Source organism: Leptolyngbya sp. 'hensonii' (genome assembly GCF_001939115.1).
Lineage (GTDB): Bacteria > Cyanobacteriota > Cyanobacteriia.
This window is the reverse complement of record NZ_MQTZ01000002.1, coordinates 1-20,311: the sequence shown is the minus strand read 5'-3', so window position 1 is coordinate 20,311 and position 20,311 is coordinate 1. Positions and strand designations below refer to the sequence as shown.

Genomic DNA, 20,311 nt, shown 5'->3' with positions numbered 1-20,311 from the left:
CCGTCTGATACCCCTGTTTTTTGTCAGGGTAACTGTTACTGTGGCGGGGAACCTCGTCAAGTCCCTACCCTACCCAGCCCGTGAGGGAAGCCCAGCCGAACCCCTGCAATGTCCAGATAGATCTAAACTGAAACAGCCTGATGGAGGAAGTCCTGGGCTTTCAGGATCTCGTAAAGGTTAACGTCTGCTTCCAAAAGACAGGCGTGGCCGCTGTCTGGCAAGACAGCAACCTGGGCCGTGGGCAGGTTACCAACCAGATATCGGGCCTCTTCCAGAGATGGGAGAAGACGATCGTGGAGACTGGCAATAATCAGGGTCGGTTGGCAGATATGGCGCAAGCGCTCTGGATTGATATAAAACTCCCGCAGGAGCGCCATACGCCAGACCGATGTTTTTTGAGGCACAAGTTGGGTGATTTTGATCAACTCTTCCCGATCGTCTGCCTTCATCCGCTCCAGGGAAGCCAGAAGGGTCAGGAAGCCGATCGAGGCCATTTTGAAGAAAGGTTCTGGGAACAGCGGCACGATTTGTGATCCCCAGTGGGTCAAAAATCTGCGACTGAAAGAAGAAGCGGGATTAATCAAGATCAGACGATCAAATAATTCTGGAGCCTTCAAGATCAATTTCAGAGCCAGACATCCTCCAAAGGACTCCCCGCTCAGGTAAACCGGTAATCCGGCAGGCTTCTGGCTCAGTTCCACCTTCACTAAACGAAGGACACTTTCTGTCAACCCATCCCAGCTCATCACATCATCGGCTGGAATGGATAAACAACGAACATCGAAAGCAGCTTCTAACCCAATCGTTTGGGGTCTTAATAATTGCCCTGTGCCATCCATTCCCGGTAGAAACACAAACAGGGGATAGTCAGGTCTCAGGGTCTCAGGGGCCAGGAAACAAACTTCATTCTTCAGCGGTAGCATGTTCCGTTAGTAATAGCCTTGGGCAATCAAGTTACAAACTTCCGAGCGACAATATTCTGTTAGATCGGTGACCAATGTTCTGGCATCCTTTCCTTGATAGTCCTTTTGTAGAGAAGACTTGATCCAGAAAGGTTTCCCAATCAGGACCTGAACTCGTTTGTAAACCACCATTGGATGCCAGCCATCCTGAATAAACAGGGGTTCTGAAGGATCGAATAAGCTCAGCCAGCGGACGGGAAAGGAGGACAGAAGCTCTTCTTCTGTCACAGCAATAGCGATCGGCAAAATGGCCAAATCTTGAACAGCAGCCCGTAAAGCCAGATGGGCAAATCCCCGCTGGAAGTCTCCTACCTGATTTGGCCTGGTCAAATGGAGCATGGGCTCTGCCCCCTCCGGAAACACCCCAACTGCCTGCTGTGCTTGCAGGAGTTGAGCGGCTTGCTGGAAAAAGTTGCGCTGCCGATTTTCCAGAGAAGCCAGGGGAAAGCAGCCCAACTTCTCCACGACAATCTCTTTCAAGATCGGTACCTGCCCCATGTAGTGATGGCAAGCAAATCGAATCGGACGCCCAATCGCAGTCATTAACAAGGGGGCATCCATAAAACTTCGATGATTGCTGATCACCAGTAGAGGCCCTGCCGCAGGAATGCGATTCTCATGACAGAGAAACAGGCGTGTTCCGGTGGCGGCAAGGAGCCAGTGAGAAAGTTGCAAAGAGGTGTCCGAGGGCATGAATCAGAAAAGAGGTCTTCTGATACCTTAACATTGCTTAACCTTTTCAACCTAAAATCTGAGTTGGGTGGATAGCGCAACGCAGGCTGGGCCAGGAAGAGGGTTCAGGAAAGGGGGCATTCTTCCACACCCAGAGTCATTTTTATGCTCCTTTTTATGGAAGGATGTGCCCTCATTTGCGCGGTTTCTAATGTCCGTTGGATCAAGGCCCGATCCGGATGAATAGGTAGTTTTGGTGGCAGATTTTCATGGCGTTCAGCCCTTCTTGAACCTTCTGGAGCTTAAGAAATTTCTAAACTTTTACCCTTGAGAGAACCGTTACGATGTGGAGTGCAATCAAGATTACTGATGTATCACTTTTGCTCCCATCAGCCGTATTAGATAGGAGGTTTACAGAGTCAGAGAGCAAATTTGACATCCCCAATTCCGGAATTTCAATCGTGCTTTGGCGGAAAGGCCTCTCTTTCCCAAAGGTAGCAATTATCACATCCCTTCGTTAGACTGTTGTTGAATAGCCTGTTTACACGATCGACTTAAGAATTAAGATACAAACACTACCCCCCTGATCTATTCAGGCTATAGGGTTAAGGTCATAGACTGAGATTAAGATCGGGCACTTTGAAGTGTAAATAAGCTGAGTTAATCGTGTGAATAAGTTAAAGCAATTTAATGAGTGAATACAAAAGTTGAGATAAGAACAAAAGATGATTGGGGCAATTCCAGCTCAAAGCAAGAGCTGTTAACGAATTGGCGGTGAGAGCTAGATGTTAGTGTTAGTTTTAAGAAATTGCTGTGAATACTAGCTATGAATCTTAACTGTAAAATTAGTAACAGAAACCTAACAGCGACAGACCGCTAATGCAGGTCAATCGCTTTGAATTCAGTTACTTGCTGCTTGAAACAGAGCTATAGTTTGTCGATTGTGCCATTTCTTGTATAGATCAAGGCCCTCCTTCCCTGCCATCCTAATGGTGATTTGGTGATTGTTAAATTGTCTATAACTTTTTAAGCTTCGAGCATTATTTGAAAGCATCCTGAGCACGTATGAGAGCGCTGTCGTTTTAATGAACTCATCAGAAAATTGTGAAAACGCAAACAAAGACAGGTTTGCTGTTACAACCCCTCTTTACTACGTCAATGATTTACCCCACATTGGGAGCGCCTACACGACGATCGCTGCCGATGCAATTACCCGTTTCTACCGACTTCAGGGTAAGTCTGTGTTGTTAATCACGGGCACCGATGAACATGGTCAAAAGATTCAGCGAACGGCTGAAAGTCGAGGGCTATCTCCCCAGGCACACTGTGATGAGGTGGCAGCCGGGTTCAAGGCGCTCTGGCAGAAATTGAATATTCAGTACGATCGCTTCAGTCGCACCTCCACTCCTCGGCACGAAGCCATTGTTAAAGAATTTTTTACCCGGGTTTGGGAACAGGGAGATATTTACCTCAGTCAACAACAGGGCTGGTACTGTGTCTCCTGCGAGGAGTTTAAAGAGGAACGAGAACTTCTGGCGGGCCACCGCTGTGCGATTCACACGAATCGGGAGGCAGAATGGCGCGATGAGCAAAACTACTTCTTCCGGCTTTCCAAATATCAGGATCAACTGGAGGCCCTGTATCAGGATCAACCGGACTTCATTCAACCTGAGATCCGCCGGAATGAGGTGCTCAGCTTTGTTAGTCAGGGATTAAAGGATTTTTCAATTTCCCGAGTCAATCTGGATTGGGGGTTTCCAGTGCCCGTTGATCCCGGGCATACCCTGTATGTCTGGTTTGATGCGTTGCTGGGTTATGTCACAGCCCTCCTGGATGAGGAGAGTGATCCCCGATTGGATCAAGCACTGGCTCGCTGGTGGCCGATTAACCTGCACCTGATTGGCAAGGACATTCTGCGCTTCCATGCGGTATATTGGCCTGCTATGTTAATGTCTGCTGACTTGCCGCTGCCGCAACAGGTGTTTGGTCATGGATTCTTAACCAAAGATGGTCAAAAAATGGGGAAGAGTCTGGGCAATACGATCGACCCATTTGAACTGATTGAGCACTATGGTTCTGACGCTATTCGGTACTATTTGCTGAAAGAAATTGAGTTTGGCCGGGATGGAGATTTCAGCGCCATCCGCTTTGTCAATATTGTGAATGCCGATCTGGCTAACGATCTGGGTAATCTCTTAAACCGAATTCTAAAACTGGCCCATAAGTACTGCAATGGCCAGGTTCCCGCCTTTGTGGAACTGGATATCAGCATCGATAATCCATTGAAACAGATCGGGCTAGGTCTCGGGGATCGAATTATTCGGGCTTATAATGTTTTGGCCTTCCATCAAGTTTGTGAAGAGGTTTTGGGACTGGTTAAAACGGGCAACAAATTTGTGGATGAACAGGCTCCCTGGACTCTGCTCAAGCAAGGACAGCAAGCGGTAGGTGAGTGGGTATTGTATTCTGTCTTAGAGGCAGTCCGATTGGCCGCTTATTTCCTCTCACCGATTATTCCAACTACCAGCAATGCTATCTACCGGCAACTGGGCTTTGCTGTCGATCTGGAAGATAAGACACTGCCACCGTTATTCAGGAACCATTCCACTTGGGGAATGTTACCCGCAGGGCAAGCGTTGAGTGATCCCCAGCCGGTATTCCTGAAGCTAGAGCTGAAGGAGCCTAATGTTGAAAATTAATTCAAGATAAATGCTGTACTTGCTAACTTCAGCCCCCATCAGATTTTTGATAATAAGAGAGGATAATAATCATGTTAAATAATTCTGAACCGGTTAGTTCCCCTATATTCACACCGGAACAAGTTCTGGAGAATCGTGGACGGGTAGCCATTTTCATTGATGGATCCAATCTGTTTTATGCAGCCTTGCAACTGGGGATCGAAATCGATTACACCAAGCTTCTCTGTCGTTTGACCGCTGGTTCCCGGCTTTTACGCTCCTTCTTCTACACAGGCGTGGATCGAACCAACGAGAAGCAGCAGGGATTTTTGCTGTGGATGCGGCGCAACGGTTACCGGGTCATCTCAAAAGATCTGGTCCAACTTCCGGATGGTTCCAAGAAAGCCAACCTGGATGTGGAAATTGCCGTGGACATGATGGCTCTGGTTGGCTCCTACGACACGGCAGTTCTGGTGAGCGGAGACGGGGATCTAGCCTATGCTGTGGATGCGGTCAGCTATCGGGGGGTGCGGGTTGAGGTAGTCAGCCTGCGTTCCATGACCAGTGATAGCTTAATTAACGTATCCGATCGCTATATCGACCTGGACAGCATTAAAGAAGACATTCAGAAAACACCTCGTCAAAACTACACCTATCGGCCCCTATCGGGGATCGGGGTGGTTGAAGACGAGGATCAGAGATAGGTCTGGTTGTGGCGCGTTTCCTGCCCCTATATTTGATCCTGAGTCTGATCGTCAGTGGTTGTGGCAATTTGACCGATAAAAAATCGGTTGATGAAGACACCGGCACTTTGATCAGGGATAGTCGATTGACGTTCAAAGATGTAACCCTGCAACAGTTTGATGAGCAGGGTCGGCTTCTCTGGCGGGTGAAGGCCAAACAAGCCCGATACAGTAACGACAAGAAAATTGCCAAGATTCAGGATCCTTCAGGGGAACTCTTTCAAGATGGGAAATTGGTCTTCCGCATTAAAGCAAAACAGGGAGAGGTCCAACAGGATGGGCAGAAGATCTTCTTAAAAGAGGAAATTACGGCCACCATGGTCCAGGATGGGGCGACCCTAAAGGGTCAGGAACTGGAATGGATACCCAAGCAGGATTTGTTAATCGTGCGCCGGGATCTGAAGGGAAACCATCCTCAGGTGCAGGCTTCTGCTAAAGAAGCAAGGGCTTACAGCCGATCGCGTCGTCTGGAACTGGTGGGCAATGTGATTGCAGTGGTGAAAGAACCGACTCTACGATTACAAGCTGAGAAGTTGGTGTGGCAATTACCCAAGCAGTTGGTAACCACGGATCAACCCATTCAGATTGATCGCTTGGTGAAACAGGTTCCCACAGATCGGATTACGGGAAAAAAGGCTGTTGTGGATCTGAAAGCCAAAACAGCAACGGTCAGTCAGGAGGTTCAACTCACTCTGGTTGATCCCCCAGTCACAGTGAATGGGGCAGTGCTGACCTGGAATCTGGGCCGTCAGACCGTGATCTCAGAAAAACCACTCAAGATTGTCCATCGGGAACAGCAGGTTACCTTGACCGCCAGTCAGGGGCAGTTTGACCTGAAACCACAGGTGTTCTACCTGGTTGGTGGAGTTCGGGTCATCGGTGTCAACCAGAGCCAGTTAGAGGCTGACACCTTAACCTGGGCGATCCCGACTCAAGAACTTCTGGCCGAGGGAAATGTTTCTTATCGTCAGGTTAGCCCCCCTTTCAGCCTCATTGGCCCCAGAGCCCTGGGTCGGCTGCAGGAACAGACGATCGTCATCAGTGGTGGTAACGTCGTTACGGAGATTGTTCCTTAGAGACCCGTTCATTTCGAGTCTGAGAACCCAGACGATATCGATCCTGATGCGCACTGTTCTGAGGCGTGATCCCCACCGGTATTTGCTCTGTCATACCCCATTGCTGGAGTAAACTTTGCAGCAACCCATCCTGCTGTTTGCGGAAGCCTTCCACATTGTCCCCACCATTAATCACGACAAACCAGATGGGGCCATAGGTCTGTGTCGATAGAACCCCTGCCAAAGCACTGACATTCCACAAGGTTCCAGTCTTGACGACAGCAGCCCTCGGGATGTTGCGGTCTATGAGGGTTCCCTGTTCCCGCCCCATGACTGGAAAGATATCTGCGATCGTATAGGTCGGTTGCTTGGTAATGGGTAGAGACGGACGCAAGATCTGATCGAGCGTCACCAGCATTGCACAGACAGCCCGAGGAGAAATACGGTTTTCCGGCCCCAATCCCGACCCATTAATCAGACTGATTTCCCGGGGTGGAAACCCTGCAATTACGGCTGCCTTGCGCGCAACCACCTGGGCCCCACCTAAAGACTCTGCCAGAGACTGGGCCATGGCATTGTTACTGTAGGTGTTCATCAGTTTCAACAACTGAATCAGGGGCAGCGATCGATGGCGAATCAGCAAAGACTGTTCTGGCAGAGGAACTTTTGCGAGTTTGACGGCCCCTATCACCACGAGTCCTGGTTTGGGTGTGCCTGGAGGTAACCCCTGATATTGAGTTGCTGCCTCGCCGGGCCAGAGCCCGGAATTAATCGCCTGTTTTAACAACTGCCCTGATTTGAGGGGACTGGTTTCATAGTTCATGGAGAAATTGCCAATCACGACCAGGTTGCCCGTGACTTGTCTGATCCCCAGTTGCTGGAGGGCGTTTCCCAGAGCGATGGCCTCCTCCCAGACAAAAAACGGATCCCCACTCCCTTCAATGACCAGATCCCCTTGCAACACCCCATTCTCGATCGGCCCTGTCCCACTGACCCGAGTTTCAAACTGGTATTCCGTGCCCCAAGTGTGCAAAGCGACTAGAGTCGTCGCTACTTTCGTGAGGGAGGCTGCCGAAAGGGGGGTGCTGCCCTGGTGCGCCGCTAATAGACCTGCTTGCGACTGAATCCACAACCCCTGATCAGAGGCTGGAAGCCCCCTGGTGCCCAAACCAGCCAGATATTGATTCACCAGTGCCTGCGCCGCCAGATCCGGCGTACCGGATAGAAGCACAGTCGGAGTATTCCACGATGCAGCCAGGTCATCCTGACTGATGGAATCCGAACCCCCTGCAACACTTAACCACAAAGCCATTAATCCACTGCTGAATGGTTCCAGCATGTTCTTCGCACAGTTATCCGATCGTCGGAATCAGTATAAACTTCATTGCGCCAGACATCCAGATGCATCAATTCAGCCAGCGCCAGAGAATTTTTTACGGTAATTTTTCTAGCGTATTCAGGGCGATCTGAACATTCGGAAAACGGAAGGGCAGATCGGGTTCGGTCATGCGTTTTAGCCAATCAGTAAAGCCAGGGCTGAGGGTGGTCACCACCTGTTCAAACAAAATTCGCTGCCCTTTCCGGGGAAGTTCCGAAATTCTGACCTGGGTGACCAGATCAATGAGCGTGATCCCCAGGGCATACAGGTCAGAAGCCATCACAGCCCGGCCAGCAAATTGTTCTGGAGGCATGTAATCATAGCTGTTCATGATGGTGGAACTGGTATCCTCTGGCATGATAGGAGCCTGAAGTGCCCCAAAGTCAATCAGGTAGAGCGGGCTCATCTGTTGGAACACACCAGCAGGGCAGGCAATTTCCTCGGCCCAATCCCCCACCAGGATATTACTGGGCTTGATGTTGCGGTGAATAACCGGGGTTGGCAGGCCATGCAAATAGGCCAGAATATCCAGGATGGCCCTGGCAATTTGGCGTGCTTGGAGTTCGGTAAACAGGCGTCCCGTAGCCAGATGTTCCCGTAGGGATTTCCCTTCAGCCTGCTCTTGCACAATCACAAATGCCCTGGCTGGCGGGAGGTCGATCGTAAAATAATCTAGATAAGCGGGAATAGACGGATGATAGAGCGTCTTCAGAATTTCTGAATCTCGTTCCAGACGAGCCAGAGTCTCCTCGGGCAGATCAGGAACAAACAAGCGGAACTTGAGAATGACAAATTCCTGGGTCCATTGGTCATAGGCCAGGAGGGTACGCTGACCCTCTCGTTTTTTTAACTGCTGGCGTAACTGAAATCGGCCTGCGACTACCTGATCCGACATGCTAACGATGTTCTTTACTCAATGAGATTGTACTGCCTTAGCTCGATCCCGATCAGAACAGAGACGAAATCGACATCTCAAACTATAGTGAATTAGTATCCTGAACTAATCGTTGCCGAAGTAGAGCAGTGCTACCTAAGATTCTGATTGTAGATGACAGCCGCATGGTGCGGATGCAGGTTAAAGAACTCCTGCCTCAGAACAAGTTTGAGTTTACTGAGGCCGCAGATGGTGTTGAGGGGTTCAGTTTGATCTGTCAGGAGCACCCGAATCTTGTGCTGCTGGACTTTTTTATGCCGCGAATGAATGGCTGGGAAGTCTTACAGAAGGTCCGTGCCCTTCCGGAATTGCACAGTATCCCGATCGTTGTGATGACTGGGCGCAAAGAAGAAGTTTTACAGAAGGTACCCGATCTATTTGACTACTATGCCTGTATCGAGAAACCCTTTGAGCAGAAGACGCTGGTAGAATCTGTGCGATCGGCGATGGCGAAGGTAAAAGCCAGACAGGCTCCACCGACTGCCGCTCCACCAACGGCAACCCCAACCGCTCCACCAACGGCAACCCCAACGTCCCAACCCCCTATCTCATCAGATCTGCCAGAGCAGGTCAAACTCCTGCAGGCTCAGGTAGACGCCCTCACGACCTCCAATGTCAAACTGCAGGCAGAAGTGAGCGAACTGAAGAAACAGGTGAACCAGATCGTCGGATTTATCCGGCAGAAAATGCAATAGGGCGTTCCATGGAACGCCTCTATGGTGTGATTTTTGGATCTTTTATTTAGCCGGTTTCGCCTGGTTTTTCATGCGCTCAAAACTCAAGGCTGTGACTCCCAACGTGACCAGGATAATCCCAATAATCTGGATCGGCCAGATCCGATTATTAATACTATTGGGCAGCAGCAGAAAAGCCAGGATGGCAGTCAGGGCTGGACCACTGGAGGCAATGATGGAAGCAGGTCCAGCTCCCATATAACGGACTCCGAAATTATTCAGCAGGTATCCGGCCAGAGTCAGGACACCCAGAACCAAGCAACTGACCAGAAAACCAGGTAGATCCAGCACATGGGGTTTCAGATCAGAGGGTAAATCTACCATCAGGCTGAGACTGGTCAGGATGAAGATGGTTGTAAATTGAACTAAACTAACCGGGACCGGATGCAACTTCTTAAAGCCCATCTGCATGAAAATCAAGTAGAGGGCAAAGGCCACTCCAGAGATGATTGCAGTCCACAATCCCAGCCCATACAGCGCCTGCAGCGCGGGAGCCCCTCCCCTTTGAATCTTGGGTAGGGCAGCCAGAACCACACCCGCTGTGATCATCGCCATCACCCCGAGCCGGAGCAGGGTCGGTCGATCGCCAAAGAAAACCCAGGCCAGAGGGACGGTTAAAATGGGATACATGAACAGAATGGTCACAGCCACTCCTGGCCCCAGAATAGGAATCGCGATATAAATCAGCACCTGGGAGAGAAACAAGAAAGCACCACTCCCAGCCACAATAAACAGAGGGCGACGATCGCGCATTAATAAGAATCGCTTGATGTCTTTCCAGACCGGTGGATAAAGCACCCCAGCAATGACAATCATCAGGGGGACCACCACCAACATTCGCACCCAGAGGGTCATAAGAGAATTGCCCAGGCTGGGTTTGATATACCCCCCCATTGCAATCAGGCCCAACAACTGATTATTACTACCGAGAATCTGAACCACCACATTGTGCACGGACAACGCCAGGGTGGACAGCAATATCATGATGACCCCCAGGTTGATCTGGGACATCGGCTTCGGTTTGGCTTCCGTCCGGGGAGGAGCGGGTCTGGAGGACGGAGGGGATGGGACAACAGAAGGAGGGGAAAAAGAGGTTTGGGATGGTAGGGATGATGTTGATCCCCAACTAGAGGACGGCCTCTCAACTCTCTCTCCGGTCGTGAGTTGCCCGTAACCATTGGTGCGGTAGACCATTTCGGACTGTAGTCTGCGGGTTTCAGCTTCGAGTTGCTCTCGCAGACGGGCCACCAGGGCTTCCAGAATAGTTGTCCCTTGCTGCTCCATACTGTGCATCTGGTTCAACTGTTCTGACAGAGAACTCTGATAGCTATTCAGCTCCTGCTGCAGAGTTCTAAAAGTTGAGCTGAAGGTGGCATCCAGGGAAGCCAGCAGCTTATACGCATTATCGCTATAGCCATTGGTGGAGGAAGAAGGCTGAAGGCTGGGCGGGGAACCCCCATTAGCGTGCCGATAGGATTGGGCCATCTCATCCAAGCGTTGCTTCAGCAATTCCTGTAGATGAATCGCCAGCACCTGAGCCAGTTGTTTGGCCCAAAGTTGTTGCTGAGCTGCATCTCGGCGCGAGAGGGATTGAGCCTGTTGCGCCTGTAATTTTTGTTGTTCAGATCTCAGATGCTCAACTTCATCAACCAGACGATTTTTTTCAGCTTGAAGTCGGTTGATATCTTGATTGAGTTGCAACAAAACATTTTGCTGCAGCGTCTTTAATTCACGGGTCATCCCCTTGAGGGTGCTCTCTACGATTCGAGCCTCCTCATTGACAGAATGACTTCCAAAATTGTTGGGTTGATTGCCTGTCTGCGACATTAATATTCAACCTTCACCCTGGTGGCAAATAGTTCGATGCTCTTTCGGTGTAGATGCGCTATCCGTAGGAGTTATATCGTTAAAATTCCCTATAGCTTTAAACTAGTACCAGGATACGCCCTTCTGTCTTAAATGGCACTATTTCAGCAGAATTAAACTCCCCCATATCAAAAGAGATTTCGATCGACTTCAGAAGGCTCATCTGAGCAGATTCGAAGGAATTTTAATTATTCCTAAATTCTTTAACTAGCAGGTTCTAAATCACTGATTTTAAATCCGTATCGCGATCGTCGTCACAGTGTGAACTGGAGTAACTGCTTAGATCTCCAACCTCTTGCAACAAATCTCCAACTTCTTAGAGAAGTTGAAGATCCATGCATCCCACTCCCTACAGTTTGTAAGAATAGATTGTATCCATATCCATAGATATGGAGGTTCAAGCTTGAGACCCGCGATAAATCCGATCGGCCTGCTCAGGTGAAATCCAGGAGCGGGACAGCTTTTCAGGCTTGGGCAGGACATAACCCAGACCAGAGGTTGTAGCAAGCTGGCTGTAGGGAGCGACAAAATCCTGACGGGCGGCATCATAGGCCAGGATTTCTCCGGTTTCAAACCGATACACCCAACCGTGGAGGAAGATCTCTCCCCGATGCAGTTTGGCGCGAATGACCGGATAAGTGCGGAGGTTCTCAATTTGGGTCAAGACGTTTTCAGCGATCGTGGCATCCAGCAATTCTTCTCCGACATAATCCCCATAGTTTTCTTGAATCAGGCGTCGGGTAGCCTCAGCATGCTGGAGCCATTCATAAACCAACGGCATGGAGGCTGAGAGGGTATCCAGTTTTAACAACCCCTTCATGGCCCCGCAATGGGAATGCCCACAAACAATCACCTGTTCAATCCCCAGGGCATGGATGGCATATTCGATCGCAGCACCTTCCCCCCCATTAGCCGAGCCAAAAGGTGGAATAATATTGCCCGCATTGCGAATCACGAACAGGTCTCCAACTTCAGCCTGGGTGATCAGATTGGGATCAATCCGAGAATCGGAACAGGTAATGAACAAAATTCTGGGGGTCTGGCCCTCGGCCAGTTGTTCAAACAGGTCTCGATAGCGGCTGAAGTGCTGGGTCTGAAATTCGTGGAGACCTTTGAGGAGTTTTTTCATGGAACTGGGATGGAAAGGTATCTCTGGTTGAGAATACTGGGCCTTGGACCCCGATGCAATGGCTTCTTTGAAAGACTTAGCAGGTTCTGCATAACTCCACTCGGCCTGGAGATACAACTTCACAGAAATGTGAATCGTCGTTCCCTACTGCCCTATGTATCCCACCCGTGAACAGCAAGCGGCTGATGCGACAACTTCTCCTAAATTGTTGCGATCTCTGGCCCATCAAAGTTTTGAACTGGCCTGCCTCGTTGCCCAGAATCCTGGAACTCCGCCTGATCTCCTGCGAGAACTGGGTTTGGGTTGTCCTCCGGTGCGGCAAATCATTATCGAGAATCCCAAGACCCCTCGTGATATTTTGTTTAACCTGGGGGCTGAGTTCCCCAGGCAGCTTTTGCATAACCCTGTATTTTCCCTACTCTGGTTGGAGCATCCCAACTTGATTGATGAAATCCCTGTGGCCACTCTGATGAGCCTGCTTGGGTTGCCAGAAATCCCAATTTCCCTTGTGGAAAGAGCAGTTCAGCGGTATCAGAAATTACCCCATGCGGGTTCCCAGAGCAACTGGCAAAAGTGGCGAGAAGAAGCCCAGCAGGTTCTGGGGGCGATCGTACAAAATCCCGGTACTCCGGCCCCTATCCTGCAACAGATCGCCGAAGGCCCCTTGGGGAAGTATTTCAGATTGCAGCTTTTCTCTCACCCCCATGTCACGCGAGGGATTTTAGACCAATTGCCCCGAATTTTTGAGCTAGAACTGACCGATGACCCAGATTTTTACATGTTACTGAACTCCAGGTTCTCTCCCTATGCCCACCTTTCCGGCAATGCATTGGACTGGATCTTCGATCAGGTATCCGACTTGAGGTTTTCACTGAAGAAACATCACTCCCCCGATCGCAGCCTTACCTACTGCCGCCTGATTGAGCATCCCAACACCTCAGAGCAGACGCTGGAAAAGCTGGCATTGCTGGAACAAAATGCAGTCTTCTATCCTTCTCTGGATTGGACTGCGATTCGCCGCAGTTTGGCTCAGCATCCCCATACTTCTGCGTCGATCCTGGCGCAACTGATCGAATCTGAACCAGGGCAGCAGGTTGACCTTATTCTTTGGGAACGGATTGCCCAACATCCCCAGGCTTCGCCCCAGATCTTGCAAGAGATCATGTACCACCCGGCAGTACCTGCACAGCTTAAAAACCTGGTGATGACCCATCCCAATGCCCCTTCCTCTCCGTGATCCTGCAGTGGCTTGGACCGCCGAGGCAGCTACCTGCAGCCCCAGAACAGGTTGGACGGGCGATCGTCCCTGGAAGGGGGGCTGGAGGGGGAAAGGTCTAGCTATTGTCTGGCCCATTTACGGTAGACTACAGTCTGTAACGTTACTGATGATTCAGTCGCACCTGTATGTCTTTGTCCTGGTGGAAGCCGCTGTTCAGACTGACCCTGATTCTGGTTCTCTTGCTCACCTCTCTCGTTGCCGGTGTTCTTCCCGCTCAGGCCGGGTTACACGATGATCACTTCGATGGCAATATTTTTGCGCTCTACGCCGGAAACGGATCCTTGGTTCCGCCCAGAATTAGCCTGGCAGAGTCTCTGAAGCGCCAAAAGCCAGCCCTGCTCATGTTCTATACCGAAGATAGTCGCGACTGTAAGGAATATTCAGGTGTTATCTCCCAGCTCCAAGCCTATTACGGTCGAGCTGCCAACTTCATCCCCGTTTCGAGTGATTCTCTCCTGCCGGATGTGAAGTACAGTCCCCAGGATCCTGGATTTTATTACAAGGGCCGAGTGCCTCAGACTGTCCTGATCGACCAGGCAGGCCAGGTGGTGCTGGATGAAAAAGGGAAAATTCCCTTCGAACGGGTGGATGATGTTTTCCGCCAGGTGTTCGATTTATTACCCCGCTCTGAATCGGTTGAGTTGCGTCGTCGCATCGTCAACGAAATCAATACGGAACTGGTCCAGCAATAATTGCGAAACTGGTGACGATCGGCTACGCTGTGTCCAAAAACCAAGGTAGGACTAAATTGCTGCACCGTACTGCCCTCTCGATCGCAGCGGCTTTTGCGATCGCCCCAGTCTGGACTCTTATTTCTCCCTCCCGCACGCTGGCTCAGACATCCGATCCTCAGGCCATCACCGATCTACCGGAGAATACGGCGGCAGTCATTACCATTAACACGTCGGGATCAGCCTGGAGTGAGCTGAATCGATTTCAACTCTTTTCAGAGGTGCGATCGATCATAGAAACATTCTTCAGTCTGGCAGCAGGGGAGTCTACTTCTTTGCCAGAAGAGTTTGAGGTTTTAAAGGAGATTCCAGATTGGTTAGGAGAGGGCAAGGCTGTGGTGGCCCTCTTGCCCACCGGAGGAGCCAAAGACGTAACCCTGGAGTCTAATTTCATCTTGTTAGTGCCGGTGAAAGACTTTCAGAAATTTGATAGTTTCCTCAAAACAGCTCAGAAGGATGTTCCTAACCCAATTGAACGTCGCTATAAGGGAATCCTTCTGCAGGAGTGGAAACCAGAGGAGCCTCCAGAGGAGCCCACTCCACCCAACCAAACCGAGACTCGCCGTCCTCTACTGCCCCAACTCTTGGCCGTGCCCCGCTTCCTTTGGCAACCCGCTTCCTCCAGGGCCTTGCTGGCATTTCAGTCTGGAGTTCGGCGTGACGAAGTTAAACCGTTGCCCTCTCGATCGCTCCCAAGTTCCCCCAACCCCTCTCTAGCCCCCTCGCCGCTTCCGGCAGACCCAGCCCAACCACCTCTCTTGGAGAAGCAACCTTCCTCCGAGCCCGATGAGGCTGATCCAGACAAGCCACCGGCAGAGGGGGAACTCCCTGAAGAGGGGTTGGTCGTGGCTCGCTTCCCCGGTTATGTGGTGATGACCAATATTGCGGCTCCGATCGAGCGATTCATTGACGCCCAGGAACAGCCTTCCCGGTTGACGGCCAATCCTCTGTTCCAGAAAACTCTGAATCACTCACAGTTCAAGCCGTCCCTGCTGTCCTTCTACATGAACTTTCCCGAGGTCGTCCAGTTTTCTGATTTTCTTCCCCCTGAAAACTCCGCTGACCCGGAATATACCCCTATTCCCCTGCCCTCCAGAGATGAACTGGAAAAGCAACTTCAGCTTCTAACCGATGAATACAGTACGGTTGAGGGGTTTGTTTGGGTACTGCCCCAGGGAATCCGCACCCAATCCAGCATTTACTTTCAAAAACCTCAACCCGATCGGGCTAGTGGGTTAACATCGCAGCAAGATCAGATTCTGACCCGCATTCCGGCAATTACCTATCTGACCTCCACGGGCTATAACCTGAAACGGCAATGGGAAAAATTTGTCAAGCAGTTCGAGGCGGATCCAGAGCTGAAAAAGAGTCTGGGTGAATTTCGCAAAGCCGCTCGCCAGAACATTGGTCTGGATCTGGATCGGGACCTGTTTGCCTGGATGGATGGGGACTATGCCCTGCTGCTTTATCCGGCTCGGAAAAGTGTGTTCAATGAGTTCTTTCCAAAACTCAACCTGGGTACGGCCCTAATTCTGACAACCAGCCAGCGATCGGTAGCAGAAACGACCCTGAAACGGTTGAACGAGTTCGTCCGAGTGAAATCCAAGGGGGAGATCAAAACTGTGGCCCGGAAGTTGCGGGGGCAGACGGTAATCAGTTGGGACGTGAAAGACGACAAGAAAAAGTCCCAGAGCATCTTCGCCTATACCTGGATTAGCCAGGACACGCTAATTGTGGCCCTGGGCACAGGCTCAATGGCTGATCTGGTCCCCAAACCTTTGTGGAACCTGACCCAGGACTATACCTTCAAAACGGCAACGGCAGATTTTCCTAGCCCCAATGAGGGGTACTTCTATATCAATATGGGGGCTTCCCTGTCCTGGATTTATAGCTTAATTCCGTTGGGACTTTTTCCGGGGGCAACGGAAGTGAGGCAGGTGATGGGGACCATTCGGAGTATCAGTGGTAGCAGTCTCACGACTGCTGAAAAGGAGCAGGTAGATGGTCTGCTAGTTCTGGCCCCAGTCAGGCCCGAACCACGGGACAAACCCAATCAGTAAACTTGTGTAAACTGGATAACAATCCTATTTCAGTTACATAATGCTCAGTCGTATTAAGGATCTGGTCGCCACCCTGGCTCCCCGCTTGATTGAGATCCGTCGTCATCTCCATAGCCATCCGGAACTGAGCGGTCAGGAGCATCAAACCGCTGCCTACGTTGCCGGAGTTCTGTCTTCCTGTGGATTGCGGGTGCAGGAGGCGGTGGGGCGAGTGGGGGTGGTAGGTGATCTGATTCAGGAGGGAGCCCACGATCGCCTCCTGGCGATTCGAACAGACATGGACGCGCTGCCGATCCAGGAACGAACCAGCCTGGAGTTTGCTTCCCGTCGGGCTGGTGTCATGCATGCCTGTGGCCATGATGTGCATACCACCGTGGGGCTGGGAACCGCCATGGTTCTGTCTCAACTGGGGAAAGATCTGCCAGGGAATGTGCGATTGCTATTCCAGCCTGCGGAGGAGGTGGCCCAGGGAGCTGGTTGGATGGTGGAAGATGGCGTCATGGACCAGGTTGGAGCCATTTTCTCTGTGCATGTGTTCCCGTCCATTCCAGCCGGGTCGATTGGGATCCGCTATGGGGCACTGACAGCGGCTGCCGATGATCTGGAAATGACCATTATTGGGGAATCGGGTCATGGAGCCCGACCCCATGAAGCCACCGATGCGATCTGGATTGCCGCTCAGGTAGTGACGACTCTGCAACAGGCCATCAGTCGCACCCAGAATCCCCTCCGCCCGGTGGTGCTGACAATCGGTCAGATTAATGGGGGGCGGGCTCCCAATGTGATTGCCGACCAGGTGCGCTTACAGGGAACGGTGCGATCGCTCCATCCAGATACCCGAACCCAACTACCAGCCTGGATCGAACAGATTGTGGCTGGGGTCTGTCAATCCTATGGGGCCAAGTACGAGGTTAACTACCGGCGGGGAGTACCCTCGGTTCAGAACAACCTGGCCCTGACCCAGATTGTGGAAGCGGCAGCGGCGGAAGCCTGGGGGCACGATCGGGTGCAGATTCTGCTGGAGCCGTCCCTGGGGGCTGAGGATTTTTCCCTCTACCTGGAGCATGCTCCAGGTACCATGTTCCGCCTGGGGGTGGGTTACAAAGATCGGCCCAATTATCCGTTGCACCATCCCCAGTTTGAGGTAGATGAAACCGCGATCGTCACGGGTGTGGTTACGATGGCCTATGCAGCTTACAAATACTGGCAACAACAGGGTTCATCATCGTCGCCCTAGAGACGTTCCAGAGAATGTCTCTAGGGTAACGACATGGCATGGGACGTATAACACGTATAACAGGGAGATTACAGGCAATGGCGCTACAGGATGACATCCACAGTCTGAGTGGTGTCAATCGTGCGGACATATCCTTGCTCGACTTCTGAGAAAACATCCATAGACTGCTGGGCCAGCACCTCCAGGGTGGCATCAGCAATATCTCCGGTGCGCTGCCGAACCCGTTCCTGGAGGACTTCCATGGGAGCGGTACAGTGCAGGATATGCAAGGGAATCTGATGGACCTGAGCCTCCCCAATCACCTCCAACCGCAGGGGCTGGTTGTCGTACTTGGCATCCAGAATCACCGGGAAGCCCTGACTGGCCAGAGCAACCCCCAATTCGAGCAAGCGCCCATAGGTTTTCTGACTCATTTCCAGGGTATACAGGTCGTCCCCGCCACGCTCCTGGAGGGGAATGCCGCCCAAATGTTTGCGCACCGCATCCGATCGAATGTGAATGCCATTCATCCGGCGGGCCAGGTTCCGGGCCGTGGTGGATTTGCCCGAACCGGAAAGACCCGTCATCAGTACCAGACAGCCCTCACGAGGTTTGGTATAGTTCCAGGCCAGATGATAGTAATGGGCCGCTGCCTGGGTGGCTTCCTGCTTAACAGCCTCCGGAATTGCCGGGTCATTCAGCAGAAAGGACGTGACTTTAGCGCGCACATAAGCCTGACGGCTCAGGTACAACGGCAATAACTGTAACCCCTCCCAGTCCCCGGTCTGCTCGATATAGGTATTCAGGAAGGCATTGCCCAGATCGGGCCGCTGTCTGGCTTCCAGATCCATGATCGTAAAGGCGACATCGTACATGACATCGACAAACCGGAAGGGCTCGTTGAACTCGATGCAATCAAACAGCAGGATCTGATCGTGCCAGAGACAAATATTACGGAGGTGCAGGTCGCCGTGGCATTCGCGGATAAAGTGCTGGGCCATCCGATCGGCAAACAGGGACTGACGGGTCGCAAAGAAACGATCGGTATATTCCCGAGTGCCGTCAAACTGAGCCTGGGTTTGAGGCCCTCCGATGTAGATCTCCGTTTGCTGATAATTCTCGTCAAAAGCAGCCCGGATCTGGGAAATCTCACCGAAGGTGCGGATGTAGTCATTGGTTTCCGCCACAGCATGGAATTGGGCCACTCGTCGGCCCAGTTCTTCCATCTGCTGGAAGGTTAGCCCATTGCGTTCGAAGACAGCCAGCAACAAATTCTCCTGGGGAAACTGCACCATTTTCAGGACATACTCTACGGGGGCGGTGGTACCCTCCAGGTGAAACTGGTCTCCGGTTTGAGTAATGGGCAGAACGTCCAGATAGAGTTCAGCAGCGCCCCGCTGGTTCAGGCGCAGTTCTTCCTGGCAAAAGTGCTGTCTTTTTTCCAGGGTGCTGTAGTCCAGAAAGCCAAAATTGACGGGCTTTTTCAGCTTGTAGGCATAGTCTCCAGTTAAGAAAACGTAGGAGACATGGGTTTGAATCAGCTCGATCGGTTCTACCACCGGATGGGGATAAAAATCCGGCTGTAACATCTGTTGAATTAGCGGTGGCAGGGAAGCATCAGCCATGGGTCACAGGTCACTCAAGACATGGGGTCACAATCCTCAAACAATGTAACAGCAACCCGGCAATATACCAAGTAGGGGCGTTGCATGCAACGCCCCTACTCGACAAATCAATTGATGCCAAAACCCAATTTACAGTTGCGGGGCGAATTGTTCCTTCTCAGGAACCGGGATGTACTCCGCCACGATTTGACGGAATTCATCCCCATCGATCGTTTCCTTTTCCACCAGCAGATCCACCAGGCGATCGATGACCGTCCGATTTTCCTGCATGATGCGCTTGGCATCTTGGTAACACTGATCGACGATCGCCCGCACCTGCCCATCCACTTTGGTGGCAATTTCTTCTGAGTATTCGGTCCGGGTCATCCAATCACGCCCCAGAAATACCTCACCCTGCTGGCTTTCCAGAGAAAGGGGACCCAGAGCAGACATGCCGAATCGGGTTACCATCTGGCGGGCCATCCCAGCCACCTGTTGCAGGTCGCTGCCAGCACCTGTGGTCACTTCTGCATCCCCGAAAATGACATCCTCGGCGGCCCGCCCCCCCAGGGCTCCGGTAATTCGGGCCAGAATCTGGGCTCTAGAGATCAGACCCTGATCTTCATTGGGCATAAACCAGGTCAACCCTCGGGCCTGACCGCGTGGAATCAGGGTTACCTTCTGAACGGGGTCATGGGCCTGGATGACGGTGCCCACGATCGCATGGCCAATTTCATGATAGGCAATCAGGCGCTTGCTCTTGCTATCGACCAGGGGGGTGCCTTCCATGCCAGCGACGACCCGATCGACTGCGTCATCAATTTCCAGCATCGTGATGCCTTCCTTGCGGCGACGGGCCGTTAGAATCGCAGCCTCATTCAGCAGGTTGGCCAGGTCCGCACCAGAAAATCCGGGCGTGCGGCGGGCAATCAATTCCAGGGAAACTTCGGGAGCCAACTTCTTGTTACGGGCATGAACTTTCAGAACCTCCAGGCGACCCTTAATATCGGGGGGATCCACCGTCACCTGACGATCGAAACGACCGGGGCGCAACAAAGCTGAATCCAGCACATCAGGCCGGTTGGTGGCCGCAATGATGATGATGCCTGTATTGCCCTCAAACCCATCCATCTCGGTCAACAACTGGTTCAGGGTCTGTTCCCGCTCGTCGTTGCCACCCCCAATGCCAGCACCCCGCTGCCGTCCAACCGCATCAATCTCATCAATGAAGATGATGCAGGGGGCATTCTCCTTGGCCTTGCGGAACAGG

Annotated in this window: 15 protein-coding genes and 1 pseudogene; 8 read left to right on the top strand and 8 right to left on the bottom strand. The window is 51.7% G+C overall.

The window, feature by feature from the left end; all coding sequences use genetic code 11:
• Window positions 1-122: 122 nt before the first annotated feature.
• Window positions 123-923, bottom strand: a complete 801-nt coding sequence (locus BST81_RS00405) for an alpha/beta hydrolase (RefSeq protein WP_075596566.1) — start codon at window positions 921-923, stop codon at window positions 123-125.
• A 6-nt stretch (window positions 924-929) separates the two neighbouring features.
• Complete coding sequence (locus BST81_RS00400) at window positions 930-1,637, bottom strand: lysophospholipid acyltransferase family protein (RefSeq protein ID WP_253188036.1); 708 nt, start codon at window positions 1,635-1,637, stop codon at window positions 930-932.
• A 1,082-nt stretch (window positions 1,638-2,719) separates the two neighbouring features.
• Here BST81_RS00400 and metG point away from each other — a divergent pair.
• From metG to lptC, 3 genes are all read left to right on the top strand, one after another.
• Window positions 2,720-4,333 carry a methionine--tRNA ligase gene (metG, locus tag BST81_RS00395; RefSeq protein ID WP_075596564.1) on the top strand — a complete coding sequence of 538 codons (1,614 nt, stop codon included), beginning with the start codon at window positions 2,720-2,722 and terminating at the stop codon, window positions 4,331-4,333.
• 71 nt (window positions 4,334-4,404) lie between these two features.
• The gene (locus BST81_RS00390) at window positions 4,405-5,016 is read left to right on the top strand and encodes an NYN domain-containing protein (RefSeq protein WP_075596563.1); all 612 of its coding nucleotides are present in this window, start codon (window positions 4,405-4,407) and stop codon (window positions 5,014-5,016) included.
• Window positions 5,017-5,024: 8 nt separating this feature from the next.
• Window positions 5,025-6,131 (top strand): LPS export ABC transporter periplasmic protein LptC, encoded by a 1,107-nt coding sequence (lptC, locus tag BST81_RS00385; protein WP_083636523.1) that lies wholly within the window; start codon window positions 5,025-5,027, stop codon window positions 6,129-6,131.
• On the opposite strand, the gene BST81_RS00380 is transcribed toward lptC, so the two are convergent.
• Window positions 6,112-7,422, bottom strand: coding sequence for a D-alanyl-D-alanine carboxypeptidase (locus BST81_RS00380; RefSeq protein ID WP_216351162.1), 1,311 nt, complete (start codon window positions 7,420-7,422; stop codon window positions 6,112-6,114). The genes lptC and BST81_RS00380 overlap by 20 nt on opposite strands.
• A 121-nt stretch (window positions 7,423-7,543) precedes the next feature.
• Complete coding sequence (locus BST81_RS00375) at window positions 7,544-8,383, bottom strand: protein kinase (RefSeq protein WP_075596561.1); 840 nt, start codon at window positions 8,381-8,383, stop codon at window positions 7,544-7,546.
• Between the two features lie 128 nt (window positions 8,384-8,511).
• Between BST81_RS00375 and BST81_RS00370 the strand changes: the two genes are divergently transcribed.
• Window positions 8,512-9,117, top strand: a complete 606-nt coding sequence (locus BST81_RS00370) for a response regulator (RefSeq protein ID WP_253188035.1) — start codon at window positions 8,512-8,514, stop codon at window positions 9,115-9,117.
• 42 nt (window positions 9,118-9,159) lie between these two features.
• Here BST81_RS00370 and BST81_RS00365 read toward each other — a convergent pair whose 3' ends face one another.
• Window positions 9,160-10,983, bottom strand: coding sequence for a DMT family transporter (locus tag BST81_RS00365; protein ID WP_075596559.1), 1,824 nt, complete (start codon window positions 10,981-10,983; stop codon window positions 9,160-9,162).
• A gap of 436 nt (window positions 10,984-11,419) precedes the next feature.
• Window positions 11,420-12,274, bottom strand: coding sequence for a carbonic anhydrase (locus BST81_RS00360; protein ID WP_363078986.1), 855 nt, complete (start codon window positions 12,272-12,274; stop codon window positions 11,420-11,422).
• A gap of 31 nt (window positions 12,275-12,305) precedes the next feature.
• Here BST81_RS00360 and BST81_RS00355 point away from each other — a divergent pair, with 31 nt between their 5' ends.
• The 4 genes from BST81_RS00355 (at window position 12,306) to BST81_RS00340 (ending at window position 17,458) form a co-directional block, all read left to right on the top strand.
• A complete protein-coding gene (locus tag BST81_RS00355; RefSeq protein WP_075596558.1) occupies window positions 12,306-13,388 on the top strand; it encodes a hypothetical protein in 1,083 nt (360 codons plus the stop codon).
• A gap of 167 nt (window positions 13,389-13,555) precedes the next feature.
• Window positions 13,556-14,122 carry a thylakoid membrane photosystem I accumulation factor gene (locus tag BST81_RS00350; RefSeq protein WP_075596557.1) on the top strand — a complete coding sequence of 189 codons (567 nt, stop codon included), beginning with the start codon at window positions 13,556-13,558 and terminating at the stop codon, window positions 14,120-14,122.
• Window positions 14,123-14,178: 56 nt separating this feature from the next.
• On the top strand, window positions 14,179-16,221 hold the full coding sequence (locus tag BST81_RS00345) for a DUF3352 domain-containing protein (RefSeq protein ID WP_143780158.1): 2,043 nt from the start codon (window positions 14,179-14,181) through the stop codon (window positions 16,219-16,221).
• 40 nt (window positions 16,222-16,261) lie between these two features.
• Window positions 16,262-17,458, top strand: coding sequence for a M20 family metallopeptidase (locus BST81_RS00340; protein ID WP_075596555.1), 1,197 nt, complete (start codon window positions 16,262-16,264; stop codon window positions 17,456-17,458).
• An 83-nt stretch (window positions 17,459-17,541) separates the two neighbouring features.
• On the opposite strand, the gene BST81_RS00335 is transcribed toward BST81_RS00340, so the two are convergent.
• Window positions 17,542-19,062: an AAA family ATPase gene (locus tag BST81_RS00335; RefSeq protein ID WP_075596554.1), complete on the bottom strand. Its 1,521-nt coding sequence runs from the start codon at window positions 19,060-19,062 to the stop codon at window positions 17,542-17,544.
• Window positions 19,063-19,191: 129 nt separating this feature from the next.
• Window positions 19,192-20,311 (bottom strand): annotated as a pseudogene (ftsH2, locus tag BST81_RS00330) (ATP-dependent zinc metalloprotease FtsH2); the annotation flags it as partial.